Genomic DNA, 21,874 nt, shown 5'->3' on the forward strand with positions numbered 1-21,874 from the left:
TGCGTATCCCGAATGACGCTCGGGCGTGAAGTTCGTTACCGGATGTGGAACCTTGCTGCGAACTTTGGCTGTAATTTCTGAGCAAGGGAGGCGGCGGCACGCCCGAGTCGGAGTAGGTGCAGTTCCCGTGGGCGCATCGCCGAGAATGGCGCGGCTTCGACATCGATTTGCCCGCCTCCAGTTCACGCCCTTCATGCATCGCCCGTCATTTACCGCCAGCCATCTTGCCGCTGCATTGATCGTGGCTGCCTGCATGCAGCCGGCCGCTGCCTTTGCGGCCGGTGCGGTGAGCTTCGACGAAGTGAAGCGCGGGTTCCGCTCGTCGGACACCGCAGTGCTCGACCGCAGCGGCGAACTGCTGCAGCGCGTGCGCACCGACGCCACGGTGCGGCGCGGCCAATGGATTCCGCTGGCCGATGTGTCGCCGGCGCTGCGCATGGCCATGGTGCTGAGCGAGGACAGGCGGTTCTACGAGCACAGCGGCATCGACTGGCGCGCGGTGTCGTCGGCCGCGTGGGCCAACCTGTGGAACACGCGCACGCGCGGCGCCTCGACCATCACGATGCAGCTGTCGGGCCTGCTCGACGAAGACCTGCGCCGCGCCAACAGCGGACGCACCTTCACGCAGAAGATCGGCCAGACCGTGGCGGCCACGCAGCTGGAGCGCAACTGGCGCAAGGACCAGATCCTGGAGGCCTACCTCAACATCGTGCCGTTCCGCGGCGAGATCGTGGGCATCGATGCGCTTGCGCGCACGCTGTTCGGCAAGGCGCCGAGCGGCCTCGACGCGCGCGAGGCGGCCGTGGCCGCGGCGCTGGTGCGCGCGCCCAACGCGAAGCCCGCGCAGGTGGCACAGCGCGCATGCGAGGTCATGCGCGCGATGGAGCCGGGCCAGAAGATCGACTGCGATGCGCTCGACATGTTCACCAGCGCGGCGGTGCAGCGGCGGGCGTTCGACGCGAACGAAGGCATTGCGCCGCACGCGGCGCGGCGCGTGCTGAAGGAGTTGGCCGAAGCCGAAGCCACCGCAAAGTCCGCGGCGCCCGCGCGGCAAGCAGGCCCGAGGGAAACTGCCGTGCGCACCACCCTGCGCGCGCCGCTGCAGCGCTTTGCGCTCGACGCGCTGCAGCGCCACCTGAAGGAACTGCGCGGCCGCCATGTGGAAGACGGCGCGCTCGTGGTGCTCGACAACGCGAGCGGCGAGGTGCTGGCATGGGTCGGTTCGTCGGGCCCGCTGAGCCAGGCGGCCGAGGTCGATGCCGTCACCGCGCTGCGCCAGCCGGGCTCCACGCTCAAGCCGCTGCTCTATGCACAGGCCATTGCCGAGAGGCGGCTCACCGCGGCATCGCTCATCGACGATTCGTCGGCGCAGATCAACACCGCCAGCGGCCTCTACATTCCGCAGAACTACGACCGCCAGTTCAAGGGGCCGGTGTCGGCGCGCACGGCGCTTGCCGCATCGCTCAACGTGCCGGCCGTGCGAACGCTGGTGATGGTGTCGCCCGAATCGTTCGCGCGGCAGTTGCGCGCGGCCGGGCTGCCGCTGCGCGAAAACGGCGACTACTATGGCTACAGCCTCGCGCTCGGCAGCGCCGAGGTATCGCTGCTGTCGCTCACCAATGCCTATCGCATGCTGGCCAACGGCGGGCGCTACGGGACGACCACGCTCACGGCGCGCACGGCCGCGCCGCCACCGGTCTCGCCAACAAAAGCCAAGGCTGGGGACAACGCATCCGCCGCCGCGCCCATGCTCGACCCGGCCGCGGCCTTCATCGTCGGCGACATCCTGTCCGACGCGAACGCGCGCACGCGCACCTTCGGGCTCGACAGCATTCTTTCCACGCGCTTCTGGACCGCGGTGAAAACCGGCACCAGCAAGGACATGCGCGACAACTGGGCCGTGGGCTGGTCGCAGCGCTACACGGTCGGCGTGTGGGTCGGCAACGCGAGCGGCGCGTCGATGTGGGACGTGAGCGGCACCAGCGGCGCAGCCCCGGTGTGGGCCGAGGTGATGCGCTTTCTGCACGCACGCGAGCCGAGCCGCGCGCCCAGGCCGCCCGCAGGCCTGGTGGAGGCACGCGTGGCTTTCGGGCCCGGCGCCGACGGCAATCCGCTGGAGGCCGCGCGCGGCGAGTGGTTCCTGCAGGGCACGGAGCAGCCGCTCTTTGCGCTCGACACCGGCGCGGGCACGCCGGCGGCAAACACCGCGGCGGCGCGCATCATCGCGCCGGTCGACGGCACCATCATCGCGCTCGACCCGGACATTCCGCCGCTGCACCAGCGCGTGCGCTTCGAGTCCGAAGGCCGCGGCGTGCAATGGCGCATCGACGGCAAGCACTTTGCGCGCGGCAACAGCGCGCAATGGCTGCCCTGGCCGGGGCGCCACGTGATCGAACTCGTCGAGGCGACGGGCAAGGTGGTCGACCAGCGCAGGATCGAAGTGCGCGGCGCAGGCGTGGTTGCGAAAAACGCCCGCCGATGAAGGCGATCATCGGCGGGGTAAGGGCTCTGCGGCTCTGGTGGTGGTTGAGCCTGCACGTGGCCGCGCTGCTCGCGTGGCCCTTGCCGGCGCAAGCCAAGCCTGTGCCTGTGCCACCGATGCAGTCGCGCGTGGTCGATCTGACAAACACGCTGAAGCCCTCCCAAGCCGAGGCTTTGCGGCAGCAGATTGCATCCATCGAGAACGAAACCCAGGCGCAGTTTGCGGTACTGATCGTGCCGACCACCGGGGAAGATTCGATCGAGCAGTACGCCACGCGTGTCTTCGCCGCCTGGAAGCTGGGCCGCGAGCAGGAAGACGACGGCGTGCTGCTGCTGGTGGCGCTGAAAGACCGCCGCATGCGCATCGAGGTGGGCACGGGTCTTGAAGGCGCCATCACCGACATACAGGCCGCCCGCGTCATCGACGAGCAGTTGATGCCGCCCTTTCGCAAGGGCGAGTTCGCGGAGGGCATCGAGGCGGCGCTGCAGGTGCTGTCGCAACGGGCCGGCACGCAGCCCTCCATGATGATCGCCGAGCCGGACACGCCGGAGGACGAACAGCAGACGCTCCAGGTGCAGGAAGAGCCGGAGGAAAGCGGCCCCACCGGCGTGGGGCGAGTGACGCCTGCGGGCTGGGGCCTCTTTGGCGTTCTGCTCTGGAGCGTTGGCGTGGGGGTCTGGCACAGCCGGCGGTCCTGCAAGCCGAAGCGCAGGCGCGCGGCCGCCCGGGCCCCGGATGCGTTCTTGCGCTCGCATTCCCACTGGAAGCTGTCGTTCGGCATGCTCATGGCCCCTGCGCTGGCGGCCGCCGTCATCCTGCGCGAACCTGTGATGCTTTTCATGCTTGCGACAATGCCCGCCCCGCTCGGCTTCGGGCTGGGAATGGCCTGCGCCCGCTCGCGTACCGCGCGGCGCGTTACCGCCGCCGCGGTGCTGCTGATCGTGCTGCTCGTCGTGGCGGTCCGCAGGGTGGGAGCGGATGTGCTGCTGCAGGGCGCCATGTACCTGTTCGCCGCCACGATCGGCCTTGCGTTCGCCTCCGGCGTGGCGTTCGGCATGCGCAATGCCTGGCGCGCAAGCTTCGCCAGCTTCGGTTTGCGCCTTCTCTTCGTGCTGGGTGCCATGGCCGTGATGGGCCTGACGGCATTCCAGGAGATTGCGGCCGACACGATCTGGATGCCGCTCACGCTGGTGGCCGTGGTGACATCGGCCTTTGCCTTTCTTCCGCTTGCCTTCGGCAACGGAAACGGCACGGGCCGCGTTCGCTACAGCTCCGGCGACAGTGGTTGGAGCAGCAGCAGTTCCTCCAGCAGCTCTTCTTCCTCATCGTCATCTTCGTCGTCCTCATCGGGCGGCGGCTCCAGCAGCGGCGGCGGGGCATCCGGCAGCTGGTAACTGGCAGCTGGTAGCTGCAAATCCCTGCTTGCGACTGCGGCATTGAAGCCGGCGGACAATTCATCCAATGATTCAATGAATAGGCCTTTCTGACTCCTATGCTGGCCCAAGCACCCCGAACCTCCCTGGCCGACAGCGCCGCCAACAGCATTCGCGCCGAAATTTCGGCCGGCCGCTGGGCCGTCGGTTCACGCATTCCCATCGAGCCGCAGCTTGCGCTGCTTCTCGGCGTGAGCCGCGGCACCGTGCGCGAAGCCGTCAAAACGCTGGTCTCGCGCGGCCTGCTCGAAGTGCGGCAGGGCTCCGGCACCTATGTGCGCTCGGGGTTCGACCCGTCGGCCAACTTGCAGAAGATGCGGCGCGCGAGCCTGCGCGACCAGTTCGAGGTGCGCCGCGCGCTCGAGGTAGAAGCCGCCCGGCTTGCCGCCGTGCGCCACACCGCCAAGGACCTGCGCAACCTGAGGGCGCTGCTCGACCAACGCGGCTTGCCGGACGCAAGCGATGGCGGCGCAAGCTTCATCCAGCGTGACCTGGACTTCCACCTGGCCATCGTCGACGTTTCGGGCAACCTGGCGCTGGCTGAAACCTGCCGCTTCATTACCGGCTACATCAAGGACACCATCGGCAGTTCGATCGGCACCAGCCTGCCGGAACCCGACCAGGCGGCGCACGAATCCATCGTCGAAGCCATTGCCAGCCGCGACCCCGACCGCGCCGCGGAAGCGGTTCGCGCTTTCATGGCACCCATGATCGACGCGCTCTCGCGAGCCGAGCCATGAGGGGCATGCGATGAGCGCAGTGCCCTTCTCCACCAACCGGGCCGCCGGTGAACTGCTGATCGACGCCGAGGCCGACAGCATGCCCGCCCCGCACCCCACGCCAGCGCCGAGTTTGGCCCGCCGCATCCTGCTGGGTGCGAGCGTGGTGCTGATTGCCTTCAACCTGCGGCCAGTGTTTGCCAGCCTTTCGGTGATGCTGCCCGAAATCATGGCGGCTACCGGCCTTTCGGCCACCGCCGCGAGCCTGCTGACCACCCTGCCGATCGTCTGCCTGGGCGTGTTCGCGCCGCTGGCGCCGGGCCTGGGCCGGCGTTTGGGCACCGAGCGCACGCTGCTCGGCTGCATGGTGCTCATCCTGGTGGGCACCGCGCTGCGCGGCACCGGCAACATTCCGCTGCTGTTCCTGGCTTCGGCCGTTGCGGGCAGCGGCATTGCGGTGTCGAACGTGCTGCTCTCGGGCTTGGTGAAGCGCGACTTCGCTGGACAGGCGGCGCTGATGATGGGCCTCTACACCATGGCGGTGTGCGGCGGCGCGGCCAGCGCCGCGGGGCTCACGGTGCCGCTCGAACATGCACTGGGCGGCGGCTGGACCTCCGCGCTGGCCATGTGGGCGCTGCCGGCCCTGCTCGTCACGCTGATCTGGGCGCCGCAGGCCCTGCCGCTGAAGCCGGTGGCAAGCGAATCGGGCTTTACCGTGCGCGGGCTCTGGCGCGACCGGCTGGCCTGGCAGGTCACCTTCTTCATGGGGTTGCAGTCGGCCCTCGCGTACATCGTGATGGGCTGGCTCGCGCCGATCTTGCGCGAGCGCGGGCTCGGCGGCGAAACCGCCGGCTACGTGGTGTCCCTCGCCGTGATGACGCAGGTGGTGACCTGCCTCGTCGTTCCCGCGGTGGCGGTAAAGCTGCGCAACCAGCGCGGCCTTGCCGTGGGGCTGGCCCTGCTCACCCTGGCCGCCATGCTGGCGATGCTGTTTGCGCCGCTGTCCGGCGTGTGGTTCTGGGCCGTGCTGCTGGGCATTGCACAAGGCGGCACCTTTGCCCTCGCGCTCACGTTCATGGTGCTGCGCTCGCCCGATTCGCATGTGGCGGCGCACCTCTCGGGCATGGCGCAAGGCGTGGGCTACATGGTGGCCGCGTGCGGCCCGCTGCTTGCCGGCTTGCTGCATGGCTGGACCGGGAGCTTCCGCGCATCGTCGTGGCTCTTCATCGGGCTGGGCATTGCGCTGGTGATTGCGGGCCTCGGCGCGGGGCGCACGATGCATGTGGGCGCGGTGACGGTTCCGCGGCGCTGAGGCCGGCGCACCGCATTTGTTTACCCGCTATCGCAGGTAGCTCTCGGCCAGCATCGCCCAGTAAGCCGCGCCGATCGGCAGGTTGCTGTCGTTGAAGTCGTAGCCCGGGTTGTGCACCATGCAGCCGCCGTGCTCGCCTGTCGCGCCATTGCCGATGAAGAGATAGCAGCCGGGTTTCTTCTCGAGCATGAACGCGAAGTCCTCGCTGCCGGTAACCGCCGGGCCTTGCGGCTCGACGTGTTCGGCGCCCACCAGCTCGTAGCCGATGCGGCGTGCGAACTCCGTTTCTTCGGGCGTGTTCACCAGCACCGCATAGCCCTTGCGGTAGTCGACCTGGGCCTTCACGCCAAAGCTCTCGGCCTGGGCCGTGACAATGGCCTTCAGGCGTTTTTCGAGCAGCACGCGCACTTCGCGGTTGAGCGAACGCACGCTGATCTCGAGCACCGCCGTTTCGGGAATCACGTTGTTGGCCTTGCCCGAGTGAATGGCGCCCACGGTCACGATCGCCATCTCTTGCGGATCGGCATTGCGCGAGACGATGGTCTGCAGCGCCATCACGATGCTCGACGCAGCAACGATCGGGTCGGCCGTGCGGTGCGGCATGGCGCCGTGGCCGCCCACGCCGGTCAGCGTGACGGTGGCGTAGTCCGACGAGGCCATGGCCGCGCCCTCGCGAAACACCAGGTCGCCCTGCCGGCGCCCCGGCGAGTTGTGCATGGCATAGACCGCATCGCACGGGTACTTTTCGAACAGGCCGTCTTCCATCATCTTCACGGCGCCGCCCATGCCCTCTTCGGCCGGCTGGAAGATGAGGTTGAGCGTGCCCGAAAACTCGCCGTGCTGCGCGAGGTACTTGGCCGCGCCGAGCAGCATGGCGGTGTGGCCGTCGTGCCCGCACGCATGCATGATCCCGGGCCGTCCGCTGCGGTAGGCAAGGCCTGTCTTCTCCTCGATGGGCAATGCGTCCATGTCGGCGCGAATGCCGATGGCTCGCGTTCCGCTGCCGCGCTTCAGGCGGCCCACGAGCCCCGTCACGCCCAGGCCGCGCTCCACGTCATAGCCCCAGGCGGTGAGGCGCTCGGCCACCAGGTCGCTGGTGCCGAATTCCTCGAAGCCGAGTTCTGGGTTCTGGTGGATCTTCTGGCGCACCGTGACGAATTCGGCGGCATTCTTTCTCATGTACTCGAGGTAGTGCTGGGCGCTTTGAGGCATCGTGGTCTAGTGTTGCGAATGGGTGGATGGATGGATGACGGAAGGTCTGCTCAGGGCTGCAGCGCCATCGAGGCGGGCAGCCGGGTCCACGGCAGGTCGGCCGGGTCGGCCGCCATCGGACCGGGCGCCTTGGCCACGAGAATGTGGCTCGCAATGGGCGCGAAGTCGGCGCGAAAGTGCACGGAGCTCTTGTTGACCAGCACCTTCATCGCCTCCGGCTCGATGCCGACGAAGCGGAACAGCTCGCGGTCGAGCATCTGGCTCTTGCCGCTGCCCACGGCAATCAGCACGCCATCGATCTCGAGGCAGGCGCTCGGGCCCAACTGCACCGCGCCGCCCCGGAACATCGGGCCCTTGAAGGTCACGACGCCGTCGCTCAGCGCCCGCACGGTGAACAGCCCTTCCACCGGCTTGTCGCTGAACCTGCCGCCCCAGGTCGGCACCGAGGTGCCCACGCCGATGCGGATCTGCGCGCCCACGCCCGCCTCGCGGGCGGCCGCCGCGGCGGCGGGATCGAACATCAGGCCGAGCGCGATCTTGCCCGGGTAGCGCTTGCCCGCGCCTTCGGCCAGCAGCGCGTGCAGCATGCCCGAAGTGTTGCTGTCCGCGCCTGCGCCGGGGTTGTCCTGCGTGTCGGCAATGACCACCGGCTTGCCGGCGCCTTCGGCCAGCGAAAGCGCACGGGCTACCGCGGCGCGCGGCTCCAGCACTTCGAGCCGCCATTGAGAGCGTGGCTGGTCGATGCGCTCGAACAGCGTGGCAACGGCGGCACCCGCGTCGTCGCCATAACCCCACACCACCGGGCCGCATTCGGCAATGTCGGCAGCCGGAAAGCCGGTGGCAAAGCTCAGCACCGCATCGTGCTTTGCGTCCAGCTCCTTGAGCAGCCGGTACACCGAGGCGGCCGGCTCGATCATGGTCGATTGCACATTGAGCGGCAGCAAAAAGGAAAGCCGCCGCGCATGCAGCGGCTCTCGTGTGCCGCGTGCAATGCGGCGCGCGAGCAGCCGGGCGGCCAGCTTCCCGGTGTCTGCCATGTCGACGTGCGGATAGGTGCGGTAGGTGGCCAGCGCATCGGCCTCGGCCAGCATTTGCGCCGTGATGTTGCCGTGCAGATCGAGGCTCGCAACGATGGGAACGTCGGGCCCGACGAGCTTGCGGATGCGCGCAATCAGTTCGCCTTCGGGGTCTTCAAGATGCTCGGTGACGGCCGCGCCATGCAGGTCGAGATACACCGCGTCGATGCCGCCCTGCGCGAGCGCGGCGGCCAGGTCTTCGGTGATGGCCCCCGCAATGCGCTCGAACGCGTCTTCGGTTACGTGGGCCGAGGGCGTGGCACCTGCCCATGCCGACGGCACGAGCGACCAGCCGTTCTCGCGCGCCGCATCGATGAAGCCGCCGATGGGAATGTTCTTGCCCGCGTAGGCGGCAATGATCTCTGCGCCGCGCCGGTACGGAGGAAAGCTCGAGCCGGCGTTGAATGCGGCCCAGTCCGCCTTGCTGGGCGCGAAAGTGTTGGTCTCGTGCTGGAAACCGGCGATGAAGACTTTCATGGAATCCCTTTTTTCTTGAACGTGGGAACGAAGAATTTCAGCTGCGTGCAAAGGCAAAGTCGCGGCCCGGCGCCGCTGCCAGCAGTTTGCGCGTGTAGTCGTGGCTGGGCGCGAAGAACACGTCGCGCACCGAACCGCGCTCCACGATCTCGCCCTGGCTCATGACAAGCACGCTGTCGCAGATCTGGCTGGCCACCCGCAGGTCGTGGGTGATGAAGAGAATGCCGATCTTCAGCCGCTGCTGGATCTCGTCGAGCAGCCGGAGAATCTGCGCCTGCACCGAAACGTCGAGCGCCGAAACGGCCTCGTCGGCAATCAGCACCTTGGGGTCGCAGGCCAGCGCGCGCGCAATCGAGATGCGCTGGCGCTGCCCGCCCGAAAATTCGCTGGGGTAGCGCCGAAGCGCATCGGGCGAAAGGCGCACAAGGCGCATCAGCTCTTCGGCGCGCGCCCACGCCTGCTCGTAGGGCGTTCCAAAGTTGACCGGGCCTTCGACGATCGAGGCGCCCACGGTCTGCCGCGGATTCAGCGAACGGTACGGGTCTTGGAAAATCACCTGCACCGTGCGCCGGAACGGCGACAGCGCGCGCCCTTTGACATGCGCCACCGAGCGGCCGTCGGCAAAGATGTCGCCCGAGCTCGGGTCGATCAACCTCGCGATGCAACGCGCCACCGTCGACTTGCCCGAGCCCGATTCACCCACGATGCCCACGGTTTCGCCGGGCCGCACTTCGAGCGACACGTTGCGCGCCGCATTCACCGTGCGGCGCTTGCCGGGCCAGCTGCCCGTGATGTAGGTCTTGCAGATGTTCACCGCGTTGAGGAGCGGATAAGTGTCCGCCACCGGCGGCCGGCGCGGCGGCGAAAGCTCGGGCACGGCATCGAGCAGCATCCGGGTGTAAGGCTCGCGCGGGGCCGTGAGCACCGCCATCTTGTCGCCCTTCTCGATCATGGCGCCCAGCTCCAGCACCACCACCTCGTCGGCAATTTCCGCCACCACGCCGAAGTCGTGCGTGATGAAGAGCACGGCCGTGCCGTTCTCGGTTTGCAGCTCGAGGATGAGCCGCAGTATCTCGGCCTGCGTGGTCACGTCGAGCGCGGTGGTCGGCTCGTCGCAGATGAGCAGCACGGGCTTGAGGATGAGCGCCATCGCAATCACGATGCGCTGGCGCTGCCCGCCCGAAAGCTGGTGCGGATACGAAGCGTAGATGCGCTCGGGCTCCGGCAACCGAACGCGCGCCATGATGGCCATGATTTTTTGCCGCCGCTCGGCCGAGCCCATCTGCACGTGCTGCGCCAGCATTTCGTCGATCTGCGCACCGCAGGTCATTACCGGGTTGAGCGCGGTCATGGGTTCCTGGAACACCATGGCCATCGACGGTCCGCGCAGCTGGCGCAGGCGCGCGGGAGTTGCGGCCAGCAGGTTTTCGCCCTGCAGCTCGACGGTACCGCGCACCGGTACAAGGCCGGAAGGCAGCAGTCCCATTACCGCGTTGGCAATGACCGACTTGCCCGAGCCGGACTCTCCGAGGAGGCAGACGATTTTTCCCGGCGGTACGTCGAATGAAATTTTGTCGACCGCATGCGGCCGGTCGCCGCCGCGCGGAAGCGAAATGGCAAGGTCGCGAACGGAAAGAACAGGTGCTTGCGCCATGTTCAGCCCCCGCGCTTGTTGAACTTGGGGTCGAGCGTGTCGCGCAGCCCGTCGCCGAGGATGTTGACCGCCAGCACCGTGAGCGCCAGGAAGATGCCGGGGAACAGCACGTTGTGCGGGAACTGGTTGAACTGCGCCCTGCCCTCGGCCATGATGTTTCCCCAGGTGGCCATGTCGGCCGGCAGCCCGACGCCGAGGAACGACAGGATGGCTTCGACAAGAATCGCCGAGGCGCACACATAGGTCGCCTGGATGATGAGCGGCGCAACGGCGTTCGGCAGGATGTGACGCACAAGGATCTTCCACGTCGGCGTGTCCAGCGCAATGGCTGCTTCCACATAGGGTTCTTCACGCACGGTGAGCACCACCGAGCGCACGAGGCGCGCCACGCGCGGAATCTCGGGCACCGCAATGGCCACCACCACTGTCAGCAGCTTGCCGCCGAACAGCGCCACCAGGCTGATCGCAAACAGAATGCCGGGGATGGCCATGACGCCGTCCATCAGCCGCATGATCGCGCTGTCGAGCCGCCGGAAGTAGCCGCCCAGCAAACCGACGAGCATGCCGAACACCACCGCCAGAACGGCGACCGACACGCCCACGGTAAGCGACACGCGAGCACCGTAGAGCGTGCGGCTCCATATGTCGCGACCCAGGCTGTCGGTGCCCATGACGAACAGGTGCTCGAAGGTGTCGCCCGCCAGGCTGTTGAACTCGCCGCGCGTGCCGGGCAAGAGGTTGCCGCTGCCGGGGTCGATGGCGGTCGGGTCGATGGTGCCGAGCCATGGCGCGGCAAGCGAGATGAGCACCAGCAGCATCAGCACGCCGCCGCCGGCGCGCACCGACCAGTCGGCCAGGATGCGCTTGAGCAGCGACCGGCGCCTGGGCGGCGGCAATGGTTCGACGATGGCTTCGCCAGCAGGCATGGGAGTGGCAAGTGAATCGGTCATGTGTTTGCTTCTTCTTGCGCCTCAATAGCGAATGCGCGGATCGAACACCAGGTAGCTCAGGTCGATCAGCAGGTTGACCAGCACATAGACGACTGAAAAGAACAGCGTGATGCCCTGTATCAGCGGAAAGTCGCGCGACAGCACCGCATCCACCGTGAGCTGGCCGAGGCCCGGAATGGCGAACACGGTTTCGGTAACCACCACGCCGCCGATCAGAAGTGCAATGCCGATGCCGATCACCGTGACGATGGGGATTGCCGCGTTGGCGAGCGCATGCCGCATGAGCACCCGCTTTTCCGAGATGCCTTTGGCGCGCGCGGTGCGGATGTAGTCCTCGGTCATGGCCTCGGCCACGGCCGCACGCGTGACGCGCGCAATCAGCGCTACATAGATGATCGACAGCGTGATCGACGGCAGGATGAGGTGCTTGATCCAGGGCAGCGGCCCCTGGCTCAGCCGCTGGTAGCCCTGCACCGGCAGCCACTGCAGGTGCAGCGCAAAGATCCAGATGAGCACATAGCCGATCACGAACGCCGGTATGGAAAAGCCCATGACCGAAAAGCCCATCAGCATGCGGTCCAGCCAGCCGCCGTGCCGCCAGGCCGCAACAACCCCGAGCGGCACCGCGACGAGGATGGTGACCACCAGCGTCACCGCCGCGAGAGACACCGTCGGCTCGATGCGCTGGCCGATGAGCTCCACCACCGTTTTCTTCATGAAGTAGGACTCGCCCAGGTTGCCTTGCAGCAAGCGGCCGCTCCAGCGCACGAACTGCACGGGGAGCGATTCGTTCAACCCCAGTTGCTCGCGCACCTTGGCGATGTTCTCGCTGGTGCCGCTGTCGCCCACAATGGCGGCAGCCGGATCGCCGGGCGCCAGCCGGAGCATGAGAAACACGATCAGCGCAACGATGACGAGCACCGGCACGGTCGACAGGATTCGGCGCGCAAGGAAGATCAGCATGGGGTTTCCAGAAAAGAGCGCCCGTCAGTTCTTCTTGATGTTCCAGAACACGGCAACGGGCGAGCGCACCACGCCGCTCACCGCAGCCTTGCGGTAGGCGGTGAGCGGCTTGTATTCGCCGATGGGCGCGTAGATGCCGGTGTCGTACACGCGCTGCTGGATGGCCGTGGCCAGCTCCTTGCGCCGGGATTCGTCGGCCGTCGCGAGGAAGTCGGATTTCAGCTGCTCCAGCTTCTCGTCGGTGGCCCACCCGAACCAGCCCTTCTCGCCGTTGCCCGTGAGCGGCGCATAGAACATCGGGTTCATGTTGTCGGCAATGCCCCAGCCGGTGATGAAGAGATTCCAGCCGCCCTTGTCGACCGGGTCTTTCTTGGCGCGGCGCGTCACCAGCGTGGGCCAGTCCATCGACTGCATGTCGACATTGAAGCCGGCCTGCTTCAGCAGCTGCGCCATCACGGGCGGAAACTTGTTGAGCAGTGCAAAGTCGGCCGGGTACATCAGCACCACGGGCTTGCCGTCGTAGCCGGCATCCTTCAGCAGGGCCTTGGCTTTCTCGAACTGCGGCTTGCCGGTGAAGTAGCCGGTCTTGTCGCTGGCGAAGATCGTGCCGCACGGGTACACCGATGCGCAGCTGTTGTAGAGCTCCTTATGCACCATCTGGGCGCGCATGAGCGCCTCCTGGTTGATGGCCATGATGGCGGCCTGCGCGATCTTCGGGTTGTCGAAGGGCGGAATGACGTGGTTCAGGTGCAGCGCGAACGAGCCCTTCGGAATCGGGTTGTCGACCGTGATGGACGTGTTGCCCTTCAGCGCCGTGTACTGCTCGGGCGGCAGCCACTCGATCATGTCGACCTCGCCGTTGGCAAGCGCGTTGGCCTGCGTTTGCGCATCTTTCAGGATGACCCATTCCATGCGGTCCACGTACACGTTCTTGCCGCCCGCCGTGCCCGAGGGCGCTTCGGCGCGGGGCACGTATTTAGTGTTCTTCAGGTACACGATCTTCTCGCCGGGGCGGTACTCGTCCTTCTTGAAGATGTAGGGCCCGGAGCCCGTGGCATCGTCGATCTGCTTGTCGGGCGGCGTGGCGGCCACACGTGCCGGCATGATGAAAGGCGGGTTCGACGAGGGCTTGCTCAGCGCGTCCAGCACCATGCCGAAGGTGTCCTTGAAAACCAGCTTGAACGAGTTGGCGTCGACGGCCTCGGCCTTGTCGAGCGCCGCATACATCTTCTGCCCCAGCCCGTCGCGCTGGCCCCATCGCTTGAGCGACGCCAGCACGTCTTCCGAGGTCACCGGCTTGCCGTCATGAAATTCCAGGCCCTTGCGCAGCGTGAACGTCCAGGTCTTGCCGTCGGCGCTGGTGGTGTACTTGTCGACCATCTGCGGCTTGACCTTGCCCTGCTCGTCCACACCGAACAGCGTGTCGTACACGGCATAGCCATGGTTGCGCGTAATGAACGCGGTGGTCCAGATCGGATCGAGAATCTTCAGATCGGACTGGGGCACCACCCGCAGCACCTTGCCCGCCTCTTGTGCGAACGCGCTTGCAACGCCAATAGCGAGCATGGCGCCCACGACAACGGCTTTCAGGTTTCGTTTCGACAGCATCTTCGGTTCTCCGGTTGAAAAAATCGTGAGGAAAGTCAGCGAAAAACGGGGGGGCGATTCGGGCAGGCGCCTGCGTGCGTGCGCAGGCCTCGGCACACCCGATGAAGAAGGGAACGATGCGCGGTGCGCTCTGGCAAAGGTCATGAAGAAGAAGGCTCCGGAAGCGCGCAAGGCCACCCCGCGCACTGCGCGAGATGCCCCTGCTGTCCTTTGGCCTGAGAGATTCACCATGCACGCTCATCGCGCATGGCTTGCCCCTTCGGCGGCCGCCCTCGGAGTCCTTTTGTTCAGGACGCCGGGCAGCGCTCTCCAGCGTTAGTCATTCATCCAGTCTGGGGACCTGAGCGTTACGGGCTGTCGCCTTCGGTAATGCACTAACTCGAAGCACCGAGCCGGCATTTCTCCTGGATGGTTTCTTCTAAGCAGAATGCGTGCCACTCGGGCGCGTGCGCACAGGGGCGCACGCGGATGGAAACGCGCACCGAAGCTACTGCGGTCCGCCGCAGAAGCTCACCCTTTCGGTGGTCTTGGCGGTGAAGTGAAGACGCGTGGTGGTGGTGCCGCTGGCGGGTGTGTTCGCGGGCCACTCGCTCTGCAGCCACGTGTATTGCCAGCTGTAGGGTCCGCCCGGCTTGCCGGGTTCTTCGTAGGCAATGCGAAGGCTGCCGTTGCTCTCGTCGTGGCAATGCTTCGAACTCTTGTATTCCTTTTCGCTGAAGCAGGCGCGGATCATCTTCGAGCAAGAAAAAGGAATGCCCTCGTGCACGGCCCGGGTGTCGTCCAGCGGCACGAAGTCGGCCTTGCTGAACGAGGCGCCGCCGCCCGAATACATCTCGGACACGGTCTGCAGCACGGCCATGGCCCATTGCCCTTCGGCCAGCGGATAGAGTGCCGGTGCAAGCGAAAGGCGCGTGTCGGACATGCCGGCTGCGGCGTCTTTCTTCATGCCGGCCACATAGGCGCTGAAGTCGTGCAGGCGCTCGAGCTGCCAGGTCTTCGCGTCCTTGTCGCGCCTGATGCGCGCCATGGCCAGCGGCTCGGCCGAGAGCACTGCAAAGCTGTTTGCCGCGGCGCCGCGCAGCCGGTACAAGCCCAGCGCATGCGGGTCGCAAGGCTGCGGCAGCAATGCGCACAGGCGGGCGCGCCAGTCCGGATCGACCGACTGCGGCTTCTTGACCGCATCGAGCACCTGCGCCGAGGGAGCGGCGAACACATGGCCGGCCGATGCGGCAAGCACCATGGCGGCAGTGCAAAAAGCAGGCGGCTTGTTCATGCCGGAATGGTAGCCAGAGGATTCGAAAGATGCTGCTACCAAATGCGCCGACCTGCCAATGTTGTAGCCTTCGCCCGTGGCCGCCCGGCCTCGACAACGGAGCGACGAATGGCTGACAAGATCCTGGTGTTCTACGGTTCCTACAGGTCGGACCGCATGGGCATTCGCCTGGCCGACTACCTGGTGGCGGGCCTCGGCGCGCGAGGTGCCGAGGCCGAACTGATCGACGCGCAGGCGGTGGGCCTGCCCATGCTCGACCGCATGTACAAGGAGTACCCCAAGGGCACCGCGCCCGCCCCCATGGAAGCGCTGGCGCAGAAGATCCGCGGCGCGGACGCCTTCGTCTTCGTGACGGGCGAATACAACTGGGGCCCGCAGCCCGGCCTGAAGAACCTCACCGACCACTTCCTAGAAGAATGGTTCTGGCGGCCTGCTGCCGTTGCCAGCTATTCGGCCGGCCGGTTTTCAGGCGTGCGCTCGGGCACCGTGTGGCATTCGATCCTGTCGGAGATGGGCATGGTCGTCGTCTCGAGCACGCTCGCCGTCGGGCCGATCTCGCAAACGCTCGACGCGGACGGCAAGCCCACGGGCAGTGCGGGCGAATCTCTCCAGCGCTCATTCGGCCGCTTTGCCGACGACCTCGCGTGGTGGACCGACGCCGCGCGCGAGCAGCGGGCGCGCAAGGCGCCGCCTTACTGAGAAGCCGGGTCTGGCAAGCCGGGTCGCGCCGCTCAGCCCTTGCCCAGCGAAGGGCGGCCGAACAGGCTCGACGCGTTGCTGATCGGCCCGAGCTCGGCCGTTGCGGCCAGCAGCGCGGGCGCCAGCTCATGCATGCGCTCGCTGCCAAGGCGCGTGCGCGGCCCGGCAATGCTGATGACGCCGATCACTTCGTTGCGGCGGAAAACCGGCGCCGCCATGGCGGCCATGCCGGGCGCGAAGACCTCGTCGATCATCGCGTAGCCGCGCACCCGCGCCGCATGCAGAAAGCCCAGCAGCGCGCGGATGGTGGTCGGCGCCTTCGGACCGTATTCCGCCGGCGTGCCGAAGCCTTGGCGCGAGACCAGCTCCAGTGCGCGCTCGTCGCTCAGCGTCATCAGCCACGCGTGGCCGGAAGACGTGCACGAGAGGCGCGCATCCATGCCCATGTCGGGGTCGTAGCGCAGCCCCGCTTGGCGCGTGCCCTGCGACTTGGCGACCCACGTGAGGCGGTCTTCATCCACGATCGAAAGGCGCACCAGTTCGCCCGATGCTTGCGCCAGCCGCTCCAGCAGCGGCTCGGCGATGTTCACGATGCCGGCGCCGCTCAGGAAGCCCAACCCCAGCGACACCACCTTGGTCGTCAGCACGTAGTCGCCCTGCTTGCGCGTCTGGCGAACGTAGCCGCAGCGCTGCAGGTCGGCCAGCAAGCGGTGGCAGGCGCCAAGCGGAATGTCGAGCTCGGAGGCGAGCAGCGTGAGCGGCAGCCCCTGCGGATGGCGCGCAAGGTGCTCCACCATGGAGAGGCCGCGGTCGAGTGAGATGCTCATATCCTGCATTATGAAAGCAGTTTCCAGTTTGGAAAGTCTTTCGTGGCCGCGCCGAAGAATCGGCCGCATGAGTTCCATCGTCTACATCCTTAACGGCCCCAATCTCAACCTGCTGGGGGTGCGCGAGCCGCACCTGTATGGCAGCACCACGCTGGCCCAGGTGGAGCAGTTGTGCCGCGGCGTCACCGGTGAGCTGGGCCTGGACTGCGAGTTTCGCCAGACCAACCACGAAGGCGTGATGGTGGACTGGGTGCAAGAAGCGCGCGAGCGCGCCGCGGCCGTCGTCATCAACCCCGCGGGGCTGTCGTTCCGATCGATTCCGCTGCTCGACGCGCTCAAGACGCTGGATCAGCCCATCGCCGAAGTGCACATCACCAACATTCACCGCCGCGACGCGCTCTATCAGCATTCGCTGGTTTCGCTGGCCGCCACGGGCGTGATCTGCGGCTTTGGCCCGTTCGGCTACGAGCTGGCGATCCGGGCGCTGGCGCAGCGGCTCGCGGCCGCATCTGCGCCGGCAGCCTGAGTTTCAGCGTTCATCATCACAACACAACAGGAGACAGACACCATGACCTTTTCCATCGATCGCCGTACGCTGCTGGGCACTGGAGCCGCGCTGGCCGCAGGCGCCGTGCTGCCCGCCCGGGCCCAGACCACACCGCCCACGCTGCGGTTTGCCGCGGTGTTTTCGGACAAGGACATCCGCGCCGACATGATGAAGATGTTCGCCAAGGACATTGAGGCCGACTACAAGGTCGAGCTGTTCCTGAACTCCACGCTGTTCCGCCAGGGCACGGAACTCGTCGCCCTGCAGCGCGACAACCTGGAGATGGGCAACATCGCGCCGCAGGATATTTCCAAGCAGGTACCGGTCTGGTCGCTGCTGACCTCGGCCTACCTGTTCCGCGACCCCGATCACCTGAGCAAGTTCTTCGCGAGCGACCTGGGTGCGCAGATGAAGAAGATGGTGGAAGACCAGGTGAAGGTGAAGATCCTCGGGCCGACGTTCTTCGGCACGCGCCATGTGGGCCTGAAGACGAAGAAGCGCATCAGCACGCCCGCCGACCTGGCCGGCGTGAAGCTGCGCATGCCGCCCGGCGACACCTGGCAGATGCTGGGGCGCTCGCTCGGCGCCAACCCCACTCCCATGGCCTATGCGGAAACCTACACCGGCCTGCAGACGGGCGCCATCGACGGGCAGGACAACCCGCTGCCCAATGTTCAGAACATGAAGTTCAATGAGGTGATGTCGCAGATCGTGTTGACCTCGCACCTGGTGGCCTTCGACCTGCTTACGGTGAACATGAAGACCTGGCAGGCCATGCCGCCCGCAAAGCAGCGCAGCTTTCAGGCTGCCGCGGACAAGGCGATTGCCTGGAGCACGGCCGAGCACCAGAAGCGCGAGGCCGAGCTGGCCGAGAGCTTCCGCAAGCTGGGCCTGGAGGTGTATGTGCCCAACATCAACGCCTTCCGCGACCACGCGCAGAAGGCCTACCTGGCCTCGGACGATGCGAAGAACTGGCCGCCCGGCATGCTCGACAAGATCAACGCCATGAAGTAACTCCAAAGCCATGTTCGACCGTGTGCTGTCGTTGCTGCACCGCTTCGCCGAAGCGGTTGCCGCGCTGTTCCTGGGAGTGATCTTCGTCGCGTTCATCGTGCAGATCGCATTGCGCTACCTGTTCAACTGGCCGGTGGGCTGGACCTCGGAGGTTTCGCTGGCGGCGTGGCTGTGGCTGGTGCTCTGGGGCGCGGCCTTCGTGCTGAAGGATTCCGACGAGATCCGCATGGACTTCATCGCCGCGAATGCCGGCCCGCGCATGCGCCGAGCGGTCGGCGCCATTGCGGCGCTGGGCGTGATCGTGCTGTTCGGCATGTCGCTGCCGGCCTCGTACGCCTACGTGAGCTTCATGAAGGTCGAGAAGAGCTCGTACCTGGGCATTCGCATGGATGTGATGTATGCCATCTACCTGGTCTTCGTCGTGGCCGTGATTGCCCGGAGCCTGCGCCAACTCGTTCGCGGGCCCGCGCCGCTGACGGACGAACCACCCTCTTCTTCCTCATCCGCATTGTGAATTTCACCAGTCCTTTTTCGCTGGCGCTCTACGTCATCGTGGCGCTCAGTCTTCTTGGCGTGCCCATCGGCCACGCGATGATCGGCGGCTCCGTGCTCTACCTGTACCTCAAGGGCATGGACATGGGCGCCGCGGCGGAGCAGTTGCTCAACGGCACCTACTCCAGCTTTCTGATGCTGGCCATTCCTCTGTTCATCCTTGCGGCCACCATCATGAGCTCGGGCAGCATCCTGGACCGGCTGCTGCGCTTCTGCAACGCCATCGTGGGGCGCTTTCCGGGGGGCCTGGCGCAGGTGAACGTGCTGCAGAGCATCGTGTTCGCCACCATGTCGGGCTCGGCGCTGGCCGACGCGGCCGGCTCGGGCAAGCTGATGCAGGAGATGATGACCAAGGACGGCAAGTACACGCCGGGCTTTGCCGCGGCGTTGAGCGCCGTGTCGTCCGTGATCGGGCCGATCCTGCCGCCTTCCATTCCCCTGGTGCTGTATGCGCTGGTGTCGGGAACTTCGATCGGCTACCTGTTCATTGCCGGCGTGCTGCCGGGCCTGCTGCTGGGCGTGGTGCAGATGGGCCTCATCTACGTGCTGGCGCGCCGGCGCCGCTTTCCGGTCGAGCCGAGGGTGCCGCTGCGCGAAATGCCCCGCATCACGCGCGAGGCGCTGCCGGCCCTCATGTTGCCGGTCATCCTGCTGGGCTGCCTGTACAGCGGCGTGACCACGCCCACCGAGGCGGCGGGCATTGCGGCCGCGTACGCGCTGCTCATTTCGGTGGGGCTTTATCGCAGCATGCGCTGGGCCGACCTGTACCAGTCGCTGCTCTCCAGTGCGCGAATGAGCATTTCCATCGGCATGCTCATCGCCGGCGCGATGGTGTTCAACTACGTCATCACGTCAGAGAACATTCCAGCGACGCTCAGCACTGCAATGAAGGGACTCGAGCTGTCACCGCTCGGATTCCTGCTGCTGGTGAATGTTCTGCTGCTGGTGCTGGGCGCTTTCCTCGAGGGCTCGACCATCATCCTGATCATGCTGCCCGTGCTGCTGCCGACCGCCACCGCGCTAGGCATCGACCCCGTGCACTTCGGCGTGATGGCGGTGCTGAACATCATGATCGGGCTGGTGACACCGCCCTACGGCCTGCTGCTGTTCATGATGGCCAAGATCGCGAATGTGTCCCTGATGGTGCTGATCCGTGAGACCTTTCCCTTTCTCATGGTGATGCTGGGCGCGCTGGCACTGGTGACGGTGTGGCCGGACATGGTGCTGCTGCTGCCGAGGTTGGCGGGATATACGGGCTGATCGGGCTGAACGGGCTGAACGGGCTGAACGGGCCGCAGAGAAGATCGGCTCGCACTATTGATGAGCGCACCAATCCTGGGACGCCGGCAGGGGGATGCCCGACACACGCTCCGGATGTTCGCCGACATATTTGGCCACCGGCAGGACGTAACGTAGAGGTTTCCCATTACGGCCTCTGCGCGAGGCAGAGAAGAAAAAATGGACCTCGACGCAGTCACCCGGCGCCTGGAAGCCGCGGAAAGCCGCATATTCGCGTTGACCACATGCCTGGCTTCGGTACTGAAATACTCGCCGCAGGCGGCTGCCGAGCTTCAAGTCATTGCCAATCACCTGGACGACGCGCCGCCTGTGGCCGTGTCCGATGCACGCCTCTCGGCCGTGGCATCGCACATTCGGGTTGCGCTGGGCGCCGAGTGGGACGACTCCATCGAGGAAGCCAAGGAATAGCTTGCGAGAACGGACCTGAGTTCGTTCTCCTCCACCTCGGTCAGCCCCAACACCAGGTTCCTGAACTCGGCCAGGTAGCAAGGCAACATCAGCGCCGCCGTGAGCGCATGGACGTCGTTGCCCCGCGCAAGGTGTTCATTGCATGCCGCAATGCTTTCATGGATTTCGAGCGCCATTGCAACTCGGCCGGGAGCTTGCTGTGCGCAGCTCATGAGGTCTTCGCTTCTCTTGCGGGTCATCGCCAGTCCTTGAGGCGCACTTCGGGCGGCGCCGCAAGGCAACTCTATTCACCCTGGAGCGCGACGGGGAGTAACAACATCGTCGTGAATCGGTCCGCTGCAGCGCGGTCGTTACGGGGCCTCGGCAGTTCCGCCCGCGCGCACCGCACGCACCACCGACAGCACCGCATCGACCACGGCATCCGGATCTTCGAGCTGGATGTTGTGCCCTGAGTTCGGCAGCACCCGGTGGGTGCTTCGGGATGACCAGGTCGCCTGCTCTTCATGCAGCTGCTTCCAGATGGCCTGGACCTGCCTTCCTTGCTCCGGCGTGATCTTCATTCCCCGGAGTTCGGCCGCGGTGTAGGGAGCCATTGCCGTGAGCACCACCAGCGGGCGGTTACCCAGATCCTGAAAGTCCCGGGTCTCGGCAAGCGTACTGTCGGTCGAATCGCTCTCCGCGAGCTGCGTAGTCAATGACTTGGGCGCGTAAGCCCATATGGCCTCTGCATCGCGTGCAGTCCGGTGCGGCGGCCGAGGCAGAAGCACCGGGGCCGCCGCGCGCAGCAGACCGGTCCAGGCCAGCGCCACGCCGACCCGGGACAACATGGAACGCGATTCGGTCATGAAGCCCGCCACGCGCTCGACCTGCTCCGGATGCGAGGGATCGACGAAGACAAGTCCCGCGACCTCCGGGCCGAAGTGCCTCGTGAAACCCATCGCGTAAAGCGCTCCGATGGACTGGCCGACCAGCACGAAGGGACCGCGCTCGCCGGCTTTGGTCAACGCCGCATGAAGGTCTTGCGCCACCTGCCTGGCGCTGTGGGGGGCGCTCGAGAAATCGCTCCACATCAGGCCCGCGCGGCTGTACGCGCAGGCGCGCGTGTGGGCGGCGATCTTCGGCTGCACGTCGGTCCAGCTCAGCGAACCTTCGACGCTCAGCCCCGCCTCGAACACGACCGTGGGAGAGCCCGAGCCCCGGCAATCCAGCTGGATCTTCCGGCCGCCGATGTCGACCATTGTTCCGGGCGGAGGAAAGTCCCGTGCGGCCCGGTACTGGCCCAGGCGCTCGTAGACGATGCCCGCCAGCACGAGCAACGCTGCGAATGCGGCGACTCCCAAAGCGATGTGCATGGTTCGGCGTCTGGAGG

19 protein-coding genes and 1 riboswitch are annotated in these 21,874 nt (G+C 66.3%); of the genes, 10 read left to right on the plus strand and 9 right to left on the minus strand.

The window, feature by feature from the left end; translation table 11 throughout:
• Nucleotides 1-193: 193 nt before the first annotated feature.
• The 4 genes from pbpC (at nucleotide 194) to V9L20_RS04215 (ending at nucleotide 5,946) form a co-directional block, all read left to right on the plus strand.
• Nucleotides 194-2,482, plus strand: a complete 2,289-nt coding sequence (gene pbpC / locus V9L20_RS04200; protein WP_337295598.1) for a penicillin-binding protein 1C — start codon at nucleotides 194-196, stop codon at nucleotides 2,480-2,482.
• Nucleotides 2,479-3,876: a TPM domain-containing protein gene (locus tag V9L20_RS04205; protein ID WP_337295599.1), complete on the plus strand. Its 1,398-nt coding sequence runs from the start codon at nucleotides 2,479-2,481 to the stop codon at nucleotides 3,874-3,876. Before pbpC ends, V9L20_RS04205 begins: the two co-directional genes overlap by 4 nt.
• Nucleotides 3,877-3,974: 98 nt before the next feature.
• The gene (locus tag V9L20_RS04210; RefSeq protein WP_337295600.1) at nucleotides 3,975-4,655 is read left to right on the plus strand and encodes a FadR/GntR family transcriptional regulator; all 681 of its coding nucleotides are present in this window, start codon (nucleotides 3,975-3,977) and stop codon (nucleotides 4,653-4,655) included.
• Nucleotides 4,656-4,665: 10 nt separating this feature from the next.
• Complete coding sequence (locus tag V9L20_RS04215) at nucleotides 4,666-5,946, plus strand: CynX/NimT family MFS transporter (protein ID WP_337295601.1); 1,281 nt, start codon at nucleotides 4,666-4,668, stop codon at nucleotides 5,944-5,946.
• Between the two features lie 27 nt (nucleotides 5,947-5,973).
• Here V9L20_RS04215 and V9L20_RS04220 read toward each other — a convergent pair whose 3' ends face one another.
• From V9L20_RS04220 to V9L20_RS04250, 7 genes are all read right to left on the minus strand, one after another.
• Nucleotides 5,974-7,158, minus strand: coding sequence for a M20 aminoacylase family protein (locus V9L20_RS04220; protein ID WP_337295602.1), 1,185 nt, complete (start codon nucleotides 7,156-7,158; stop codon nucleotides 5,974-5,976).
• A 50-nt stretch (nucleotides 7,159-7,208) separates the two neighbouring features.
• Entirely contained in the window at nucleotides 7,209-8,711 is a 1,503-nt protein-coding gene (locus tag V9L20_RS04225) for a M81 family metallopeptidase (protein WP_337295603.1), read from the minus strand.
• 37 nt (nucleotides 8,712-8,748) lie between these two features.
• Nucleotides 8,749-10,365 (minus strand): ABC transporter ATP-binding protein, encoded by a 1,617-nt coding sequence (locus V9L20_RS04230; RefSeq protein WP_337295604.1) that lies wholly within the window; start codon nucleotides 10,363-10,365, stop codon nucleotides 8,749-8,751.
• A gap of 2 nt (nucleotides 10,366-10,367) precedes the next feature.
• A complete protein-coding gene (locus V9L20_RS04235) occupies nucleotides 10,368-11,315 on the minus strand; it encodes an ABC transporter permease (protein WP_443098538.1) in 948 nt (315 codons plus the stop codon).
• Between the two features lie 21 nt (nucleotides 11,316-11,336).
• The gene (locus V9L20_RS04240) at nucleotides 11,337-12,278 is read right to left on the minus strand and encodes an ABC transporter permease (RefSeq protein ID WP_258504664.1); all 942 of its coding nucleotides are present in this window, start codon (nucleotides 12,276-12,278) and stop codon (nucleotides 11,337-11,339) included.
• A gap of 24 nt (nucleotides 12,279-12,302) precedes the next feature.
• On the minus strand, nucleotides 12,303-13,886 hold the full coding sequence (locus V9L20_RS04245; protein WP_337295605.1) for an ABC transporter substrate-binding protein: 1,584 nt from the start codon (nucleotides 13,884-13,886) through the stop codon (nucleotides 12,303-12,305).
• A gap of 193 nt (nucleotides 13,887-14,079) precedes the next feature.
• A riboswitch (glycine riboswitch) is annotated at nucleotides 14,080-14,209 on the minus strand.
• Nucleotides 14,210-14,373: 164 nt separating this feature from the next.
• Nucleotides 14,374-15,159 (minus strand): hypothetical protein, encoded by a 786-nt coding sequence (locus V9L20_RS04250; protein ID WP_337295606.1) that lies wholly within the window; start codon nucleotides 15,157-15,159, stop codon nucleotides 14,374-14,376.
• Nucleotides 15,160-15,267: 108 nt separating this feature from the next.
• Here V9L20_RS04250 and V9L20_RS04255 point away from each other — a divergent pair, with 108 nt between their 5' ends.
• On the plus strand, nucleotides 15,268-15,858 hold the full coding sequence (locus V9L20_RS04255; protein WP_258504660.1) for an NADPH-dependent FMN reductase: 591 nt from the start codon (nucleotides 15,268-15,270) through the stop codon (nucleotides 15,856-15,858).
• 32 nt (nucleotides 15,859-15,890) lie between these two features.
• On the opposite strand, the gene V9L20_RS04260 is transcribed toward V9L20_RS04255, so the two are convergent.
• Complete coding sequence (locus V9L20_RS04260; protein WP_337295607.1) at nucleotides 15,891-16,685, minus strand: IclR family transcriptional regulator; 795 nt, start codon at nucleotides 16,683-16,685, stop codon at nucleotides 15,891-15,893.
• Nucleotides 16,686-16,752: 67 nt separating this feature from the next.
• On the opposite strand from V9L20_RS04260, the gene V9L20_RS04265 reads away from it, so the two are divergent.
• From V9L20_RS04265 to V9L20_RS04285, 5 genes are all read left to right on the plus strand, one after another.
• Nucleotides 16,753-17,211 carry a type II 3-dehydroquinate dehydratase gene (locus V9L20_RS04265; RefSeq protein WP_258504659.1) on the plus strand — a complete coding sequence of 153 codons (459 nt, stop codon included), beginning with the start codon at nucleotides 16,753-16,755 and terminating at the stop codon, nucleotides 17,209-17,211.
• A gap of 42 nt (nucleotides 17,212-17,253) precedes the next feature.
• Entirely contained in the window at nucleotides 17,254-18,246 is a 993-nt protein-coding gene (dctP, locus tag V9L20_RS04270; RefSeq protein WP_337295608.1) for a TRAP transporter substrate-binding protein DctP, read from the plus strand.
• Between the two features lie 10 nt (nucleotides 18,247-18,256).
• Complete coding sequence (locus tag V9L20_RS04275; protein WP_337295609.1) at nucleotides 18,257-18,760, plus strand: TRAP transporter small permease; 504 nt, start codon at nucleotides 18,257-18,259, stop codon at nucleotides 18,758-18,760.
• On the plus strand, nucleotides 18,757-20,058 hold the full coding sequence (locus tag V9L20_RS04280) for a TRAP transporter large permease (protein WP_337295610.1): 1,302 nt from the start codon (nucleotides 18,757-18,759) through the stop codon (nucleotides 20,056-20,058). The genes V9L20_RS04275 and V9L20_RS04280 overlap by 4 nt, the downstream gene beginning before the upstream one ends.
• A gap of 198 nt (nucleotides 20,059-20,256) precedes the next feature.
• A complete protein-coding gene (locus V9L20_RS04285) occupies nucleotides 20,257-20,505 on the plus strand; it encodes a hypothetical protein (protein ID WP_337295611.1) in 249 nt (82 codons plus the stop codon).
• Nucleotides 20,506-20,855: 350 nt separating this feature from the next.
• On the opposite strand, the gene V9L20_RS04290 is transcribed toward V9L20_RS04285, so the two are convergent.
• The gene (locus tag V9L20_RS04290; RefSeq protein WP_258504652.1) at nucleotides 20,856-21,857 is read right to left on the minus strand and encodes an alpha/beta fold hydrolase; all 1,002 of its coding nucleotides are present in this window, start codon (nucleotides 21,855-21,857) and stop codon (nucleotides 20,856-20,858) included.
• Between the last annotated feature and the right edge of the window lie 17 nt (nucleotides 21,858-21,874).

Source organism: Variovorax sp. CCNWLW225 (assembly GCF_037204045.1).
In the GTDB taxonomy this organism is placed as follows: Bacteria; Pseudomonadota; Gammaproteobacteria; order Burkholderiales; family Burkholderiaceae_C; genus Variovorax.

Coding starts and splice junctions, on each gene's coding strand:
- pbpC (WP_337295598.1), top strand. CDS start 194: ATGCATCGCCCGTCATTTACCGCCAGCCATCTTGCCGCTGCATTGATC.
- V9L20_RS04205 (WP_337295599.1), top strand. CDS start 2,479: ATGAAGGCGATCATCGGCGGGGTAAGGGCTCTGCGGCTCTGGTGGTGG.
- V9L20_RS04210 (WP_337295600.1), top strand. CDS start 3,975: ATGCTGGCCCAAGCACCCCGAACCTCCCTGGCCGACAGCGCCGCCAAC.
- V9L20_RS04215 (WP_337295601.1), top strand. CDS start 4,666: ATGAGCGCAGTGCCCTTCTCCACCAACCGGGCCGCCGGTGAACTGCTG.
- V9L20_RS04220 (WP_337295602.1), bottom strand. CDS start 7,158: ATGCCTCAAAGCGCCCAGCACTACCTCGAGTACATGAGAAAGAATGCC.
- V9L20_RS04225 (WP_337295603.1), bottom strand. CDS start 8,711: ATGAAAGTCTTCATCGCCGGTTTCCAGCACGAGACCAACACTTTCGCG.
- V9L20_RS04230 (WP_337295604.1), bottom strand. CDS start 10,365: ATGGCGCAAGCACCTGTTCTTTCCGTTCGCGACCTTGCCATTTCGCTT.
- V9L20_RS04235 (WP_443098538.1), bottom strand. CDS start 11,315: ATGACCGATTCACTTGCCACTCCCATGCCTGCTGGCGAAGCCATCGTC.
- V9L20_RS04240 (WP_258504664.1), bottom strand. CDS start 12,278: ATGCTGATCTTCCTTGCGCGCCGAATCCTGTCGACCGTGCCGGTGCTC.
- V9L20_RS04245 (WP_337295605.1), bottom strand. CDS start 13,886: ATGCTGTCGAAACGAAACCTGAAAGCCGTTGTCGTGGGCGCCATGCTC.
- V9L20_RS04250 (WP_337295606.1), bottom strand. CDS start 15,159: ATGAACAAGCCGCCTGCTTTTTGCACTGCCGCCATGGTGCTTGCCGCA.
- V9L20_RS04255 (WP_258504660.1), top strand. CDS start 15,268: ATGGCTGACAAGATCCTGGTGTTCTACGGTTCCTACAGGTCGGACCGC.
- V9L20_RS04260 (WP_337295607.1), bottom strand. CDS start 16,685: ATGAGCATCTCACTCGACCGCGGCCTCTCCATGGTGGAGCACCTTGCG.
- V9L20_RS04265 (WP_258504659.1), top strand. CDS start 16,753: ATGAGTTCCATCGTCTACATCCTTAACGGCCCCAATCTCAACCTGCTG.
- dctP (WP_337295608.1), top strand. CDS start 17,254: ATGACCTTTTCCATCGATCGCCGTACGCTGCTGGGCACTGGAGCCGCG.
- V9L20_RS04275 (WP_337295609.1), top strand. CDS start 18,257: ATGTTCGACCGTGTGCTGTCGTTGCTGCACCGCTTCGCCGAAGCGGTT.
- V9L20_RS04285 (WP_337295611.1), top strand. CDS start 20,257: ATGGACCTCGACGCAGTCACCCGGCGCCTGGAAGCCGCGGAAAGCCGC.
- V9L20_RS04290 (WP_258504652.1), bottom strand. CDS start 21,857: ATGCACATCGCTTTGGGAGTCGCCGCATTCGCAGCGTTGCTCGTGCTG.